Origin of the sequence: Gordonia sp. KTR9 (assembly GCF_000143885.2) — a bacterium.
GTDB lineage: Bacteria > Actinomycetota > Actinomycetes > Mycobacteriales > Mycobacteriaceae > Gordonia.
This window is the reverse complement of the sequence record NC_018581.1, coordinates 255,707-271,635: the sequence shown is the minus strand read 5'-3', so window position 1 is coordinate 271,635 and position 15,929 is coordinate 255,707. Positions and strand designations below refer to the sequence as shown.

6 protein-coding genes are annotated in these 15,929 nt (G+C 68.9%); all 6 read left to right on the top strand.

Annotated features, from left to right (window positions below; translation table 11 throughout):
• The first annotated feature begins 96 nt into the window (after nt 1–96).
• Nucleotides 97–3,462 (top strand): arabinosyltransferase domain-containing protein, encoded by a 3,366-nt coding sequence (locus tag KTR9_RS01955; RefSeq protein ID WP_193363216.1) that lies wholly within the window; start codon nt 97–99, stop codon nt 3,460–3,462.
• Nucleotides 3,455–6,772 (top strand): arabinosyltransferase domain-containing protein, encoded by a 3,318-nt coding sequence (locus KTR9_RS01950; RefSeq protein ID WP_014924982.1) that lies wholly within the window; start codon nt 3,455–3,457, stop codon nt 6,770–6,772. Before KTR9_RS01955 ends, KTR9_RS01950 begins: the two co-directional genes overlap by 8 nt.
• Before the next feature lie 164 nt (nt 6,773–6,936).
• Nucleotides 6,937–7,476 carry a Dps family protein gene (locus KTR9_RS01945; RefSeq protein WP_010844834.1) on the top strand — a complete coding sequence of 180 codons (540 nt, stop codon included), beginning with the start codon at nt 6,937–6,939 and terminating at the stop codon, nt 7,474–7,476.
• Between the two features lie 325 nt (nt 7,477–7,801).
• Nucleotides 7,802–9,010: a DICT sensory domain-containing protein gene (locus KTR9_RS01940; RefSeq protein WP_014924981.1), complete on the top strand. Its 1,209-nt coding sequence runs from the start codon at nt 7,802–7,804 to the stop codon at nt 9,008–9,010.
• 93 nt (nt 9,011–9,103) lie between these two features.
• Nucleotides 9,104–12,475 carry an arabinosyltransferase domain-containing protein gene (locus KTR9_RS01935; protein ID WP_014924980.1) on the top strand — a complete coding sequence of 1,124 codons (3,372 nt, stop codon included), beginning with the start codon at nt 9,104–9,106 and terminating at the stop codon, nt 12,473–12,475.
• Nucleotides 12,468–15,917 (top strand): arabinosyltransferase domain-containing protein, encoded by a 3,450-nt coding sequence (locus KTR9_RS01930; RefSeq protein WP_014924979.1) that lies wholly within the window; start codon nt 12,468–12,470, stop codon nt 15,915–15,917. The genes KTR9_RS01935 and KTR9_RS01930 overlap by 8 nt, the downstream gene beginning before the upstream one ends.
• Nucleotides 15,918–15,929 lie beyond the last annotated feature (12 nt).

Below are 15,929 nucleotides of genomic sequence, written 5' to 3'. Positions count from 1 at the left end.
CAGGGAGCAGTGGTACCGACGGTCACGCACCTTGTCGAGCAGGGCTGCGGGGTGGGCCCTAGGTGGCCCGGGGCACGTCGCTTACGATGAGGCACCGTGCCTGTGCCAGCCCCGACCTCGCCAGAGGATCCCGCAGAAACGTCGTCGTCGGGGCCATCGACCAGGATCTCCGCGGGCACCGCCCGGTGGATCGCGACAGTGGCCGGGATCGCGGGCATCGTGTTGTGCGCCCTCACCCCACTACTGCCGGTCAAGGCCGTCGACGCCGGTTTCGCATGGCCGGTCGGACAGGACCTGGGCGCCGAGAGTTCGTCGGTGATGGCGCCACTCATCGCGCAGACCCCGCAGACCCTCGACGCGCGCATCCCGTGCGCGACGCTGGCGTCCGCAGACGACGGCGTGGTCCTCGCGACGATGCCGACCAACGCGCCGAAGTCGAAGTCGTCGTCGTTGTGGGTCACCGCCACCGACGCCGCGATCACCGTGACCTTCCGGAACAGCCTCGCCGCGACCGCCGCACGCGCCGACCTGGACCGATGCCGGGAATTGCGCATCTTCTCCGCACCCACCGGTCCGGGCGCCCAGTTCGTCGGGCTCGGCGAGTCGACGACACTGCCGCCCGACCGCCGTCCGCAGGTCGACGGCATCTTCAGCAACCTGAGCCCCGAGCAGGCACGCGCCGCCGCTGCCGACGGCCTGCGCGTGCAGGTGGACATCGACAACCGATACGAGTCGTCCCCGTCGATCCTCAAGATCGTGGTGACGGTGCTCGCCGTGCTGTCGGTTGTCGTCGCCGTCGTCGCACTGGGACTGCTCGACCGCATCGGCGGGTACCACCGGCGGATCGGCGCACGGACCCGGTCCTGGTGGCATTCGCTGAAACCCCGGGCCACCGACCTGATCGTGACCGCGATCCTGCTGGTCTGGAGCGTCCTCGGGGCAGGCTCGCCCGACGACGGTTACATCCTCAACATGGGCCGGACCGCCGACGGCTTCGGCTACCTCGCCAACTACTACCGCTTCTACGGCATCCCCGAGGCGCCCTTCGACTGGTACTACAGCTTCCTCGCGGTGTGGTCGTCGGTCTCGCCATCGGTGCTGTGGATGCACATCCCGCAACTCGTCGCCGGGCTCGTGTCGTGGTTCGTCCTCAGCCGCGTGCTCCTGCCGCGCCTGGGTCCGGCGGTACGGCGGAGTTCATGGGCGATCTGGGCGGCCGCCATGACGTTCACCGCGTTCTGGTTGCCGTTCTGCAGCGGGTTGCGCAGTGAGGGGATCATCGTCCTGGGTTCGCTGCTCACCTGGTGGGCCGCCGAACACGCCATCGCGACCCGACGACTCCTTCCGGCGGCACTCGCCGCGCTCGTCGCGGGTTTCACCCTCGCTCTGGCCCCGCACGGCGTCGTCGGTGTGGCCATCCTGCTGGTGGCGGCCCGCTCGCTGCTGCACATCCTCATCGATCGGCGAAAGCAACTCGACGGCTCGGTCTGGACGACGACGCTGACCCTAGTCGCGCCGATCGCGGCGGCCGGGATGCTCGTCCTGATCGTGGTGTTCCGGGATCAGACCCTGGCGACCGTCCTCGAGGCGATCAAGTTGCGCTACTCGGTCGGGCCGGTCATCTCCTGGCACCAGGAGTTCCTGAGGTACTACTTCATCTCCGTCGTGACCGACGACGGCGCGCTCACCCGTCGGGTGCCGCTGCTGCTCCTGCTCGCCGGCCTGTTCGTGACGGTCGCGGTCATGCTGCGCCGCACGAGAATTCGCGGAGTCGATCCGGGACCGGCATGGCGCCTCATCGGTGCCGTCGGCGTCACCCTGCTGCTGTTCGCGTTCACGCCCACCAAATGGACCATCCAGTTCGGCGTGCTCGCCGGGCTGGCGTCGGCGGTCGCGGCGGTGGCCACCGTGGCCGTGGCCCAGTCGGCAGCGCGGTCCGCACGGAACCTGACTGTGTTCGTCTCCGGGTTGCTGTTCGCGATGGCGGCGGCGATGGCGGGTTACAACTCGTGGCCGTTCCTCTACGAATACGGCATCTCCTGGTTCGACCGGGCGCCGGTCATCGCCGGTTTCCAGGCGTCGACCCTGTTCCTGATCCTCGCCGTGATCGCGGCCGGGGTCGCGGTGTGGCAGCACCTGCGGTTGGACTACGTCACCAATCGCGGTCTCGCCCACGCCGACACCGGCCCCGGCGAGACCCGGGCGGATCGTCGGCGACTCTTCCTCGCCTCCTCACCACTGGCGGTGATCGCCGGCCTGCTCGTGATCGTCGAGTTGCTGCTGTTCGCCAAGGCCGCGGTGACCCGGTATCCGGCGTCGACCGCCCTGGCCGAGAACCTGAACGCCCTGCGCGGCAACAGCTGTGGGCTCGCCGACGACGTCCTCGTCGAACTCGATCCCAACGCCGGCATGCTGACCCCGGCGGCGGGCGCGACCGCGACGCAGGCACTTCACGGCGAGAACCCGGTGGGCTTCTCGCCCAACGGGATTCCCGACGACCTCGAGCCCGAGCCGGGGAGCCAGCGCCCCGGGCAGATGAACGTGTCGGCGAGCATGGCCCGCCCGTTCGCGATCACCGGCGGCCTGGGCGCCGGGACCACCGGCGGACGCGGGCCGGAAACCGTGAACGGTTCCACCGCCAAACTGCCCTACGGGCTCGACCCCGCCACCACACCGGTCCTGGGCAGCTACGGATATCCGGGCGAAGCCCGCCTCACGACCGGCTGGTACGACCTGCCCGCCGATCGCGCGGCGTCGCCGCTGCTGGTGTTCAGCACCGCGGGCGCCGTCTCGACCGTCGACACCTTCGGCGTCCGGAACTTCGGGCAGAAGATGGTGGTGCAGTTCGGCCGCCCGGGCGCGGACGGGACCTTCGAACAGGTCGGCCCAGACATCCTGCCCATCGATCCCGGACCCGTGATCCTCAACATGCCCTGGCGCAACATGCGCGTGCCGATGTCGGCGGCCCCACCGCGAGCCACCGTGATGCGATTGTCCCTGCAGGACAACAACCTCGGCGAGAAGCAGTTCATCGGGATCACCCCGCCGCGCGCACCACGGTTGCAGACGCTGCAGGAGGTCGTCGGATCGACGGCACCCACGCTCATCGACTTCGGGGTGGCCTCGCACTTCCCGTGCCAGCGGCCGATGGGCGTCTCCCACGGCGTCGCCCAGGTGCCGCAGTGGCGCATCCTGGGCGACTATCCGCTGACCAACTCCCAGTCCAAGACCTGGCAGGCCGGCGTCGACGGCGGGCTGCTGGGCATCTCCGAGGCCACCACCTCCGCGGCAGCGGTCTCGACGTACCTGCAGGACGACTGGGTGCGCGACTGGGGCGCACTGGAGAAGCTGACACCGCTCGTGTCCGACGCATCCGACGCGCGGATCGACACGGCACAGACGACGCAATGGGGCTGGTCGCGCACCGGCTCGATCAGGGTGGAGCCCCAATCCGATGAGTGAGTCCCGTTTCTCCCGTCTGGCGACGGTCAACCCGAAGATCACGGTCAACCCGAAGATCGTCGCGACCGTCACCGGTCTGCTCGGCTTCCTCCTCGCGGTGCTCACTCCGCTGTTGCCAGTCAATCAGTCGACCGCGGAACTGAAGTGGCCGCAGGGCGGCGAGGTCTCGAACGTCGCGGCGCCGCTGGTGTCCTTCGTACCGATCGACATGGACATGTCGGTGCCGTGCTCACTTGCCACCCGGCTGCCCGAGCAGGGCGGAGTTCTGCTGTCGACGATCCCCGAGGGCGGCCAGGACGCCGGCGCCCGCGGATTGTTCGTCCGCGCGAGCGCCGATGCGCTGACGCTCACCGATCGCAACGTCGCGCTGCTGAACACCGATCGCGCCGCCGCACAGTCGAATCCGAACTGCCGCATCGTGATGCGCGCCGACGGCGAAGGCGTGAGCGGGCGATTCGAGGGACTGCCGGAACCGGCCGCGGACTCGGGCGCCTCACATGGCTTCACACTGGCCGACCACGAGATGCGTCCCCAGATCGTCGGCATCTACAGCGATCTGCCCGCCGACGCACCGCGCGACGGGTTGTCGCTGCGCGCCACCATCGACACGCGCTACGTCAGCACCCCCACCCCGCTGAAGCTCACCGCGATCGTGCTCGGCATCCTCATGACGATCGTCTCGCTGATCGCCCTCGGGGTTCTGGATCGGCGGGATGGCCGCAGCCACAAGCGTTTCCTGCCGTCGGGATGGTTCACCATCCGTCCACCCGATGTCGCGGTGTTCGCGATTCTCGCCTTCTGGTGGTTCGCGGGCGCCAACACCTCCGACGACGGTTACAACTTCATCGTCGGCCGGATCACCGGAGACGCCGGCTACGCCGACAACTACTTCCGCTACTTCGGTGTGCCGCAGGATCCGTTCGGCTGGCATTTCCAGGTGATCTCGGCCATGACGGATGTGAGTGTCGCGGCACCGTTCATGCGCCTGCCCGCGTTCCTTCTCGGTCTGCTCGGCTGGTGGTTGATCAGCCGAGAGGTGATCCCGCGTCTGGGCCGCGCGGTCCGGCACAGCACCCCCGCCGTCTGGTCGGCGGCGTTCGTCTTCCTCGCGATCTGGCTGCCGTTCAACAACGGCCTGCGGCCCGAGCCGGCCGAAGCCGTCGGCGCACTGCTCACCTGGTGCTGTGTGGAGCGCGCGATCGCGACCCGCCGACTGCTCCCCTACGCCGTGGCGGTGGTCACCGCCGCCTTCACGCTCGCCCTCGCCCCCGGCGGGCTCATGGCGGTCGCCGCGCTGCTCGCCGGAATCCGACCGATCGTCAAGACACTGGTGTCACGTCGCTCCCGCGACGGGCTGCTGCCGATGCTCGCGTCCATCCTGGCGGCCGGCACGGCCGTGCTGTTCCAGATCTTCGCCGATCAGCCGCTCGCACCGCTGATCGCGGGCAACAAGGTCGCCTCCGACGTGGGTCCGACGCTGGAGTGGTGGCAGGAACCGATCCGCTACTACTACCTGATCCTGCCGACCGCCGACGGCACGCTCGCACGACGTTTCGGCGTGCTGGCGATGATCCTGTGCCTCTTCGTCGTACTGCTCCGCCTCCTTCGGCGTGAGCATCCGAACGGTGTCGCGCGCGCGCCGATCTGGCGTCTGGTCGCGGTGACCCTCGGCACCATGTTCTTCATCGCCTTCACGCCGACCAAGTGGACCCACCACTTCGGTGTGTACGCGGGCATCGCCGCGGGTCTCGCCGCCGCAGCGGGCGCGATGATGGCGCCGGCGGTGCTGCGGTCACGACGCAATCGCAGCTTCTTCGCGGCCGCGGTGCTCGCGATCACGGGCATCTCCTTCGCCGGCACCAACGGCTGGTGGTTCGTCGGCAGTTATGGGGTCCCGTGGTGGGATCGCCCACCGACGGTGGGCGGCCTCAACATCGCCTGGTTCATCCTCCTCGCCGCGGTCGCCACCGCACTGGCGGGCCTGTGGTTCCACTTCCGCGACGACTTCGTCGACGAGACGACCCGTACGCGGGGCAGCGACAAGTGGTATTCGAAACTCAAGTTCTCACCGCTACCGGTCGTCGCCGGGCTGATGGTGCTGTTCATGGTCGCCTCCTTCGCGAAAGGCGCCTACGAGCAACGTGATTCGTGGTCGTGGATGAAGTCCAACGCTCGTGCGCTCACCGGCGACCCGTGCGGCCTGGCGAACGACGTCCTCGTGGAGGCCGACCCCACCGCCGGGCTCCTGCGGCCCGCGGCCGTGGACGGCCGTCCGGCCCCTGACATCGCTGCCGCACTGGCAGGTCCGGACGCCTCCGGCTTCACCCCCAACGGCGTACCCGACCGGTTGTCGGTCGATGCGACCGAGAGCACCGAGTCGTCGAGTACCTCCGGTTCGCAGAACAGCGCCCAAACCGGTGCGGGCTCGGACGAATCCGGCGACAGCTCGTCCGCACAGGGCGGTACCGAAGGCGGCCAGGGCGTCCGGGGCGTCAACGGGTCGACCGTGCGTCTGCCGTTCGGACTGAACCCTGCCGAGACGCCGGTACTCGGCAGCTACGGCTCGCCGTCGGGCACCGGATCGTTGACCTCGGACTGGTACCAGTTGCCCGAACGCTCCGACGACGCCCCGCTGCTGACGATGGCGGTCGCCGGCTCGGTCGAAGCGGTCGACGGGATCGGGGTGATCCACGCCGGGCAGAAGGTCACGATGCAGTTCGGCCGCGTGGAGGCCGACGGCCGGGTGAGCACCCTGGGCCGGATGTTCCCGATCGACATCGGCGAGACCCCGACGTGGCGCAACCTGCGGTTCCCGCTCGCCGACTCGCCACCCCGGGCGACCGTCGTCCGGGTCGAGGTGGCCGACACCGCGGCCGCACCGTCGGAATGGGTGGCGGTGACACCGCCGCGGGTCAGCACGCTGGCGACGCTCAACGACGTCGTGGGTCAGACCGACCCGGTCTTCATCGACTGGCTGCCCGGCATGGTCTTCCCATGTCAGCAGCCGATGAAGGTGCGCAACGGCGTCCTCGAGGTGCCTCAGTGGCGGATCATGCCCGACGCCGAGGCCACCCGGAAGAACAGCCAGACCTGGATGTCGGGAACCGCGGGCGGCCCGCTCGGGATCACCGAGGCGATGCTGCGACCGACCCTGCTACCGACGTACCTGCGCAACAACTGGGGTCGCGACTGGGGCGGTCTGCAGAAGTTCGCCGAGATCATCCCGGCGCCGGCCGCGGAACTCGACCTCGGCACCGCTCGGCGCTCCGGGCTGTACGACCCCGCGCCAATGCGTTCCAGCGGCTACTGACCGTTCGTCGAGCACCGCGTCGACCTGGGGTTTCTGCTTCCCCCAGGTCGACGCGGCAAACACGTGGACACGCTTCGTTATCTCACTGTGATGTGCCGTCTCGGTTCCGTCACTCATGGCCGTGAGCCCTCGTCACACGTCCGATCCCGGCCTAGTTTCGAGTCATGCCTTCATTCACCGCACCTGGACTCAGCAACGAAGCCGCCAACGAGGTCGTGGGCATCCTGCAGGAGCGCCTCAGCGCGCTGAACGACCTGCACCTCACCCTCAAGCACATCCACTGGAACGTGGTCGGCGCGAACTTCATCGGCGTGCACGAGATGATCGACCCGCAGGTCGAACTCGTCCGCGGATACGCCGACACCATCGCCGAGCGGATCGCCACCCTCGGCGCGTCGCCCAAGGGCACCGCCAAGGCCATCGAAGCCGACCGCTCGTGGAGCGACTACTCCATCGGCCGCGACACCGCGCAGGCCCACCTCGGCGCCCTCGACCTCGTCTATGACGGGTTCATCACCTCGCATCGCGACGGCATCGCCAAGATCGGCGACATCGACCCGATCACCGAGGACATCCTCATCGGACAGACGGCCGAGCTCGAGAAGTTCCAGTGGTTCGTCCGCGCACACCTGGAGAGCTACACCGGCGAGCTCACGCACGCCGGCGCCAGCGGCGAGAAGGAAGCGGCCGACGCCGCCCGCTGACCTCGCCCACAAGACCGAGTAGCGGGTCACCACACCCCCGGACCCGCCCCCGGAGCCGCGGTCGCGACCTCCCGCCCCGTTGGTCGCGACCGCGGTAACACCCTTTTCTGTACCGACAAGCACGAACAGGCACTGACACAGCACGAGGACTCACACCCGACTACGTTGCGCCGCTTGGAACCACGGGTACCAAGGGCCGCTTCATCATGTTCGTGGACCGACGGTTTGTTACGCTGGCCACAGGCTTTTGCCGCGAACAGGATGTGAAGCAATCCGCGTCCACCAGATCGATCGGGGCGCTTCTCGCTCTGACGGGGAGGCACGTGTGTCCGAAACGCGATCATTCACCCTGTTCGATGATCTGGAGCTCCACATGCAGTTCGCGCCGGTCTGCCGGCTGTCCGACGGCGCCCTCGCCGCCGTCGAACTGCAGCTCCGGGGTCCGGCCGGGACCCGCCTCGCCACAGCCGCCGCCCTCAAACGCGCCGCCCGCCTGGTCGAAGAACATCCCGTCCTCGACGAGCGCAAGCGCAAGATGGCCGCCTCCCAGCGCGCGCAGTCGCTGGCCAAGATCCTGCCGCTGCTGGTGTCCCTCGATCTCGACCTCATCGACAATCTCGACGACGACACCGCGCGCAGCCTCGAACGCCACGTCATGGTCATCCTGCCCGACGCCGTCGAGCGCAGTCCGCAACGCACACTAGCCCGCGTCGCCCGCGCCCGGGCGGCCGGCAAGATCATCTGCGTCGACGGTCTCGTCCGCAGCGAGCACGCGGCCACGCTGCTCTCCCTCGTCGAACCCGACATCATCGTCACCGGCGCCGAGTTGCTCACGTCGCGGACCAGCTCCGACGCCGCCCACCTCGCGCACGCGCTCGCCGCGCACACCGAACGCAGCCATGCCGTCGTCATCGCCGAGGGCGTCGACGACGAGGCCAGCCGGATCACGGCGCAGACCATGGGCGCCGTTTTCGGTATCGGCGACCTCTATCCGGCCGTGACCGATCCTGCCGTGCTCGCCAGCCGTACCGTCGTGCCGCTGCCCGAGATGCCGGTCTGGACCACGCCCGGCCCGGAGAAGTCGACTCCGTATCGCATCGCGTCGACCTCCATCTCGCCGCGCATGGGCAACAAGCGCCTGCTCATCGAGATGAGCAAGGCGCTGGAGGAACAGGCGGCCATCGGCGGTGCCGCGATCGTCCTCGGCACGTTCCAGTTCGCCGAGCACTTCACCTCGCGGACCGCGAAGCGGTGGCGGGAGATGTCGGAGAAGACCGGCCTGGCCGGGGTCTACGGTGTCGGACTTCCCGACATCCGGGACGGGAACGTGCACCGCGCGCCCCTCGACGCCGACGACGACCTCATCAACGAGTGGAACGTCGCCGTACTCGGACCGCATTTCGCCGCCCTGCTGTCGGCGCGCGACCAGCACGACGCCGGTCCCGATCTCGAGCGCACCTTCGAATTCGTGCAGACCTACGACCGCATGACCGTCACCCAGGCAGTGCACTCGATCCTCATGCGGTTCTCCTGATCCGGATCGCGCGCAGCGACTCGTAGCGTCAACGGGCACATAGCGCGCATTGTCGCTACGAGATCCGGTCAGGGGATTTGGGTTTGTCACAGCATGGCTGACTACGATGCGCCTGTGCCGAAGTCGCCTGAAGTGTCCGCTGGCAGCGCCGACACCACCGCCGAAACCGCTGCGCAGCGCACGTCCGGCGAACCCCGATCCCGCACCGTCGCCCTCGTGGCCGCGGTCGCCGGTGTCGTCGCCGTCGTCGCCGGGGTCCTGACGCCCTTCCTCCCGGTCAGCACGTCCACGGCGTCGATCACGTGGCCGCAGCAGACGGGCGAGTCGGCGTCGGTCACCGCTCCGCTGGTCGCGCAGACCGCTCGCGACCTCGCGATCTCGATCCCCTGCCGCGTGCTGGCGACGACCCCCGATGACGCGTCCACCGTCGTGTTGTCGACGATGCCCGCGGCCGCGGCCGCAGCACGCGACGACGGATTGTTCGTCGTCGCCGGCGCCGACGGCGTCACCGTGTCCAACCGCAACAAGACACTTGCGTCGGCACCGCGAGACGCCCTCGCCGGCTGCGCCGAGCTCCGCATCTTCGCCGACGCCACGACGACCGGCGCGCAGTTCGTCGGCCTCCCCCCGGGGCCGGCCACCGCGGGCGGCGGCGATGTCGGCCTCGCCGGGCCGTCGGCGAACCCGCAGATCGCCGGCGTTTTCACCGACCTCACCGCCGAACAGGTCCGGTCCGCCCCGGGATTCGACGTCCGCATCGCGATCGACGACCGCTTCGACTCGTCGCCGTCGATCCTGAAGTGGGTGGTGATGGTCGTCGGCGTCGGAGCTGCGGTCGTCGCACTCGTGGCCGTGGGACGTCTCGACCGCATCCACGGTTACCACCGCCGCGTCGGTCGCCGTCTCCGGTGGCGCGCCGTGCTCCGGCCCGGGCCCACCGACATCGGTGTGACGCTGACGCTCGTGATCTGGCACTTCCTCGGCGCGGGATCACCCGATGACGGCTACATCCTCAACATGGGTCGCAACGCCGCCGACGCCGGATACCTCGCGAACTACTACCGCTTCTACGGCATTCCCGAAGCGCCGTTCGACTGGTATTACAGCTTCCTCGCCTATTGGTCGACCATCTCGACGACCGGCCTGTGGATGCGGTTGCCATCGCTGCTGGCGGGCTTGGCCGCCTGGTTCATCCTGAGCCGGGTCCTGCTGCCCCGCCTGGGTGGCGCCGTCCGCCGGTCCCAGTGGGCGATGCTCACCGGGGCCGCGGTGTTCCTCGCGTTCTGGCTGCCGATGTGTTCGGGCCTGCGCACCGAGGGCATCATCGTGCTCGGCACCCTCGCGACGTGGTGGGCGGTAGAGGTCACGGTCTCCACACGGCGGATGCTGCCGGCAGTCATCGCGGCGTTCACCGCCGCGATGACCCTCGCCCTGGCCCCGCACGGTCTCGTCGCGCTCGCACTTCTCATCGCGAGTGCCCGGCCCATGCTCCGCATCCTGGTCCGACGCCGCGCCGAAGACGGTCTCCTGCCCCTGCTGGCCCCACTACTGGCCGGGGTCGCAGTGGTCGTCATCATCGTCTTCCGGGACCAGACCCTCGCGACCGTCTTCGAAGCACTGCGGATTCGCTACTCGGTCGGTCCGACGCTGGCCTGGTACCAGGAACTGCTCCGCTACTACTTCCTCGCGGTGAACACGACCGACGGCGCACTGGCCCGGCGCGTCCCGGTCCTGCTGTTCGCCGTCTCCATGTTCGTGGTTCTGGCGATCATGCTGCGGCGCAAGCGGATCGACGGGATCGATCCGGGCGCGGTGTGGCGGGCGCTGGGTGCCTCCCTGCTCACGATCCTGTTCTTGTCGTTCACCCCGACCAAATGGACCATCCAGTTCGGCGTCCTCGCCGGACTCGGTGCGGCGCTCGCCGCTGTCGCCTGCGTGGCGATCGGTCAGGCGGCACGCCGCACGCTGCGCAACCTGTCCGTCCTGGTCGCCGGGATCTTGGTGGCCTGCGCGGCGGCCGCGGCGGGAAAGAACGCGTGGCCGTGGCCCGCCGACTTCGGGATCGCCTGGTTCGACAAGGCACCGGTCGTCGCGGGCATCCAGGTCTCGACCGTGCTGCTCGCCCTGGCGGTGCTGGCGCTGTTGTTCGCGATCTGGCAGCACCTCCGGATGGACTTCGTCGACGAGACCGGGCTCGCCCATGATCGCGGGGCGGCACCGGCCGGTTGGCGCATCGGTGTCGCATCCGCGCCGATCGCGGTGATCGCCGTCCTCATCGTCGTGAGTGAACTCGCGGTGTTCGCCAAGGCCGCGGCCACCCGCGCGGACACCTTCACCATGCTGTCCGCGAACCTGGACTCGGCACGCGGAAACACTTGTGCGATGGCTGATTCCGTCCTCGTCGAACCCGATCCGAATCAGGGCATGCTGGCACCCGCGGGCGGTGGCACGGCGTCGTCGACCCTGCAGGGGCAGTCCGAGGGCTTCCGTCCCGACGGGGTGAAGCCGGATCTGACGCCGCAGGCCGGGGCCCAGAAGCCCGGCGCGATGAACACCTCGGCGGACCTGTCGAAGACCTTCATCGTCTACGGCAGCAATCCGGGCACCACCGGCGGAGTGGGTCCTCGTGGGGTCAACGGCAGTACCGCCGCACTCCCCTTCGGCCTCGACCCGGCGACCACCCCGGTGCTGGGAAGTCACGAAACCACCAGCGGCCAGGCCACTCTGACCACCGGCTGGTACCGGTTGCCCGCGCGCGACTCCTCACCGCTGATCGTCATCACCGCTGCCGGCGCGGTCTTCACACTCGACCGGGACGGCGTCCCGAACTTCGGGCAGTCGCTGGAGGTGCAGTTCGGCAGGCAGAATGTCGCCGATGGGAGGTTCGAGGAGGTCGGTGCTCCCGCGATCCCGATCGACCCCGAGCGGACCAACCGTCCGTGGCGGAACCTGCGTATCCCGATGGACCGCGTACCCGCCGAAGCGTCCGTGATCCGGATCATCGCCCGGGACAACAACCTCGATCCAGATCAGTGGCTCGCCGTCACACCTCCTCGTGCGCCCGTCCTGCGGACCCTGCAGGACGTCGTCGGCTCCACCGATCCCGTGCTCATCGACTTCGCCGCCGGCGCGGTGTTCCCGTGCCAGCGACCGATGACCGCCCGCCACGGCGTCTTCGACCTCCCGCAGTGGCGGATCCTGCCCGAGTCGTGGATTGCCAACTCACAGTCCAAGACCTGGATGGCCGCCGAGGACGGCGGGTTGCTCGCACCGGTCGAGGCACTGACGCGACCGGCGACCCTCGCCACCTACCTCGACAACGACTGGTATCGCGAGTGGGGCAACCTGCAGCGCCTGACTCCGCTGGCACCGCAGGCACGACCCGCGGACGTGCAGACGGGAACGGCGACCACGTGGGGATGGTCCCGACCGGGGCCGATCAGGGTGGTGCCCGAAGATGACTGACCGCAGCGACCCGCACGCCGGCCCGGCGAACCCCGACACCGGAGAAGAACGAGCAGACGTGGCGACCACCGAGACTTCCTCCGCCGAGAATCCCTCCGCGACCGCATCCTCCGGGGATGACCACCGGAACGGCTTCGCGGAACGCCACGCCGGCACCGCGCGTGTCGTCGCGATGGCCGCGGGAGTCGTCGGCATCCTCCTCGCGCTGCTCAGTCCGTTCCTTCCGGTCGACTACACCAAGGCCGAACTGACCTGGCCGCAGCAGGGTTCGGTGGGCAACGTGGCGGCCCCGAACGTGTCCTTCGTCCCGGTCTCCATGGACGTCGCGGTACCGTGCGCACTCGGCGCATCGTTGCCCGCGTCAGGTGGTGTGTTGCTGTCGACGGTGCCCGAAGGCGGCGCCGAGGCGGGCAAGGTCGGCCTCTTCGTCCGGGCCACCGCCGACTCGCTCCAGGTGGTGCAGCGAAATGTCGTTCTGCTCAACACCTCTCGGGCAGCCGCGCAGAGCACACCCGACTGTCGCATCGTCGTCGCAGCCGACACGAACGGTACCCGGGGTTCGATCGAAGGACTGCCGGATGCTGCGTCGGAGACGGGTGCGGTCCGCTCCTTCGACCTGCGGGATCCCAACGCCCGCCCGCAGATCATCGGCGTGTACTCGGGCCTGCCGGCCGATGTCAGCACCGAGGGCCTGTCGTTCCGGTCCACCATCGACACCCGATTCGTCTCCACGCCCACGACGCTGAAGTTCTGGCTGCTGGTGATCGGGATCGCGTCGACGATCCTCTCCCTCGCCGCACTGGCCGTCCTCGACGCCCGGGATGCGCGCGGACATCACAAGCTCTTCCCGGCAGGCTGGTGGCGGGTGCGCCCGGTCGACGGTGTCGTCGCCCTCGTACTGCTGATCTGGTTGTTCGTCGGCGGCAACACGGCTGACGACGGTTACCAGGTGACCGTCGGCCGGATCGCGAGCGAGGCCGGTTATCTCGACAACTACTATCGCTACTTCGGTGTCCCGCAGGACCCGTTCGGCTGGCATTACCACTACCTGTCGGCGTGGATGGAGGTCAGCACCGCGACACCGTGGCTGCGCCTGCTGCCGTTCCTGTTCGCGATGGCGTCGTGGTGGCTGATCAGCCGCGCCGCGATTCCCCGTCTCGGACGTGCGGTCCGTGAGTCGACCCCGGCGATCTGGGCTGCGGCACTGGTCTTCCTGGCGGTCTGGATGCCGTACAACAACGGTCTGCGCGTGGAGCCGCTGATCGCGCTGGGCACTCTCTTCACCTGGGTGTGCGTCGAGCGCGCGATCGCGACCGGACGCTTCTTCCCGCTGACGATCGGGATCATCGCGGCGGCCTTCACCCTCACCATCCATCCGACCGGCGTGATCGCATCGGTGGCGCTCATCGCCGGGATCCGGCCGTTGCTCAAGCGTTTCTCACTGCGCCGCAAGCGGGATGGATTCTGGCCGCTGGCCGTGCCGATCCTCGCCGCCGGTCTCGCGGTGATGTTCGAGATCTTCGCCGACCAGCCGCTCGCGCCGATCCTGGAGGCGGTCTCGGTCAACGGGCAGGTCGGCCCCACCAACAAGTGGTGGGAGGAGCCGATGCGCTACTACATGCTGATGAACCCCACCGCCGACGGCGGCATCGCCCGTCGCTTCGGGATTCTGATCGTGTTCACCAGCTTCATCCTGGTCGTGGTGATGCTGCTCAACCGGCGCCGGCTGCCCGGAATCGCAACCGCTCCCACGTGGCGTCTGGTCGCCATGGTCGCCGGTTCTGCGGTCCTGATGGCGTTCCTGCCGACGAAATGGACCCACCAGCTGGGCGTCTATGCCGCGATCGGTGGCGCGCTCGCCGCGGTAGCGACCGCGTGCGCGGATCGCACCATCATGCGCCGTCGGCGCAATCGCACACTGTTCGCCGCGGCCTGCGCGTATGTCCTCGCGCTCGCGTTCGCCGGACGCAACCAGTGGTGGTACGTCGGCAGCTACGGAATTCCTTGGCGCGACGCGGTTCCCGATGTCCGTGGGATCCCGCTGTGGACCGGCATCCTGGCGGTCGCGGTGGCCCTCACCGTCCTCGGCCTGTGGCAGCACTTCCGCGACGACTACGTCGACGAGGTGGCCAGGGCCGGACGGCCGCGGTCGGTGTTCACGCGGTTGCGCAGCCCGTCGATCATCGTGGTGTCGACCATCATGCTGTTGTTCACGCTCGTCTCGTTCGCCAAGGCGGACTGGACGCAACGCAATTCGTGGTCGTGGCTGAGCTCCAATGTCAGTGCTCTGCAGGGACGACCCTGCGCTCTGGCCGACGCCGTGCTGGTCGAGGACGATCCGAACGCCGGCCTGCTGGCGCCCGCCCGGGTCGCCGGGCAGAACAATCCCTCCCCGGGCGCGGCTCTCGCCGGCACCGGGATGGAGGGTTTCGACCCCGACGGGGTGGCGTCGGACCTGTCCGAGGAGACCGAGGAGGAAGCCGAGGGTTCCTCCTCGGGGACCTCGACCGCCGAGGTCGATCGCACGCAGACCGATCCGACCGACGACGGCAGCAGCGCCGAGGCCGAGACGACGACCGGTTCCAGCGACACCAGCGGCGGGCGGACCGCGCAGGCAGGGGTCAACGGGTCGACGGTGAAGTTGCCGTTCGGTCTGTCGCCGAGTGAGACACCGGTCCTCGGTACGTACAACTCCCCCAATGGCACCGGACGACTCACGTCCGACTGGTATCAGCTGCCGCAGAACAGGTCCGACGAGCGCCCGCTCGTCACCATGTCGGTGGCCGGGCAGGTCGAGTACATCGACGATCTCGCGGTCACCCGGCCCGGACAGCGCGTGCGGTTGCAGTTCGGGCGGGTGGCGCCCGACGGCACGGTGGCGCCCGCCGGACAGATGGTGCCACTCGACATCGGTGGTGCACCCGAATGGCGCAACCTGCGCTTCCCGATGGACCAGGCACCCCGCGGAGCGACCGTGGTCCGTGTCCTCGCCGAGGACACCTCGACCCTGCGCGACCAGTGGCTGGCCGTCACACCCCCGCGCGTGTCGTCGATGGTGACGCTCGATTCGCTGGTGGGCAGCGAGGATCCGGTGCTCATCGACTGGGAGACCGCGCTGGCGTTTCCGTGCCAACGGCCCGCCCAGGTCAAGTACGGGGTCCTGGAGACACCGCAGTGGCGTATCTCGCCGGACCGGGAAGGCGAACGGGTCAACTCGCAGCGTTGGATGGCCGGCGACTCCGGCGGTCCGCTGGGCATCGTCGAGAACGAACTGCGCCCCCGCGTCTACCCGTCGTACCTGCGCAACGACTGGGCGAAGGACTGGGGCATGCTCCAGAGCCTGACCCCGATCCTCCCGCAGACCGACGCCGAGCTCACCATCACCACCGACACCCACAACGGGCTCTGGACACCGGGACCCATGCGGGCGGTGAAGAACTAGTCAGACGAGTGC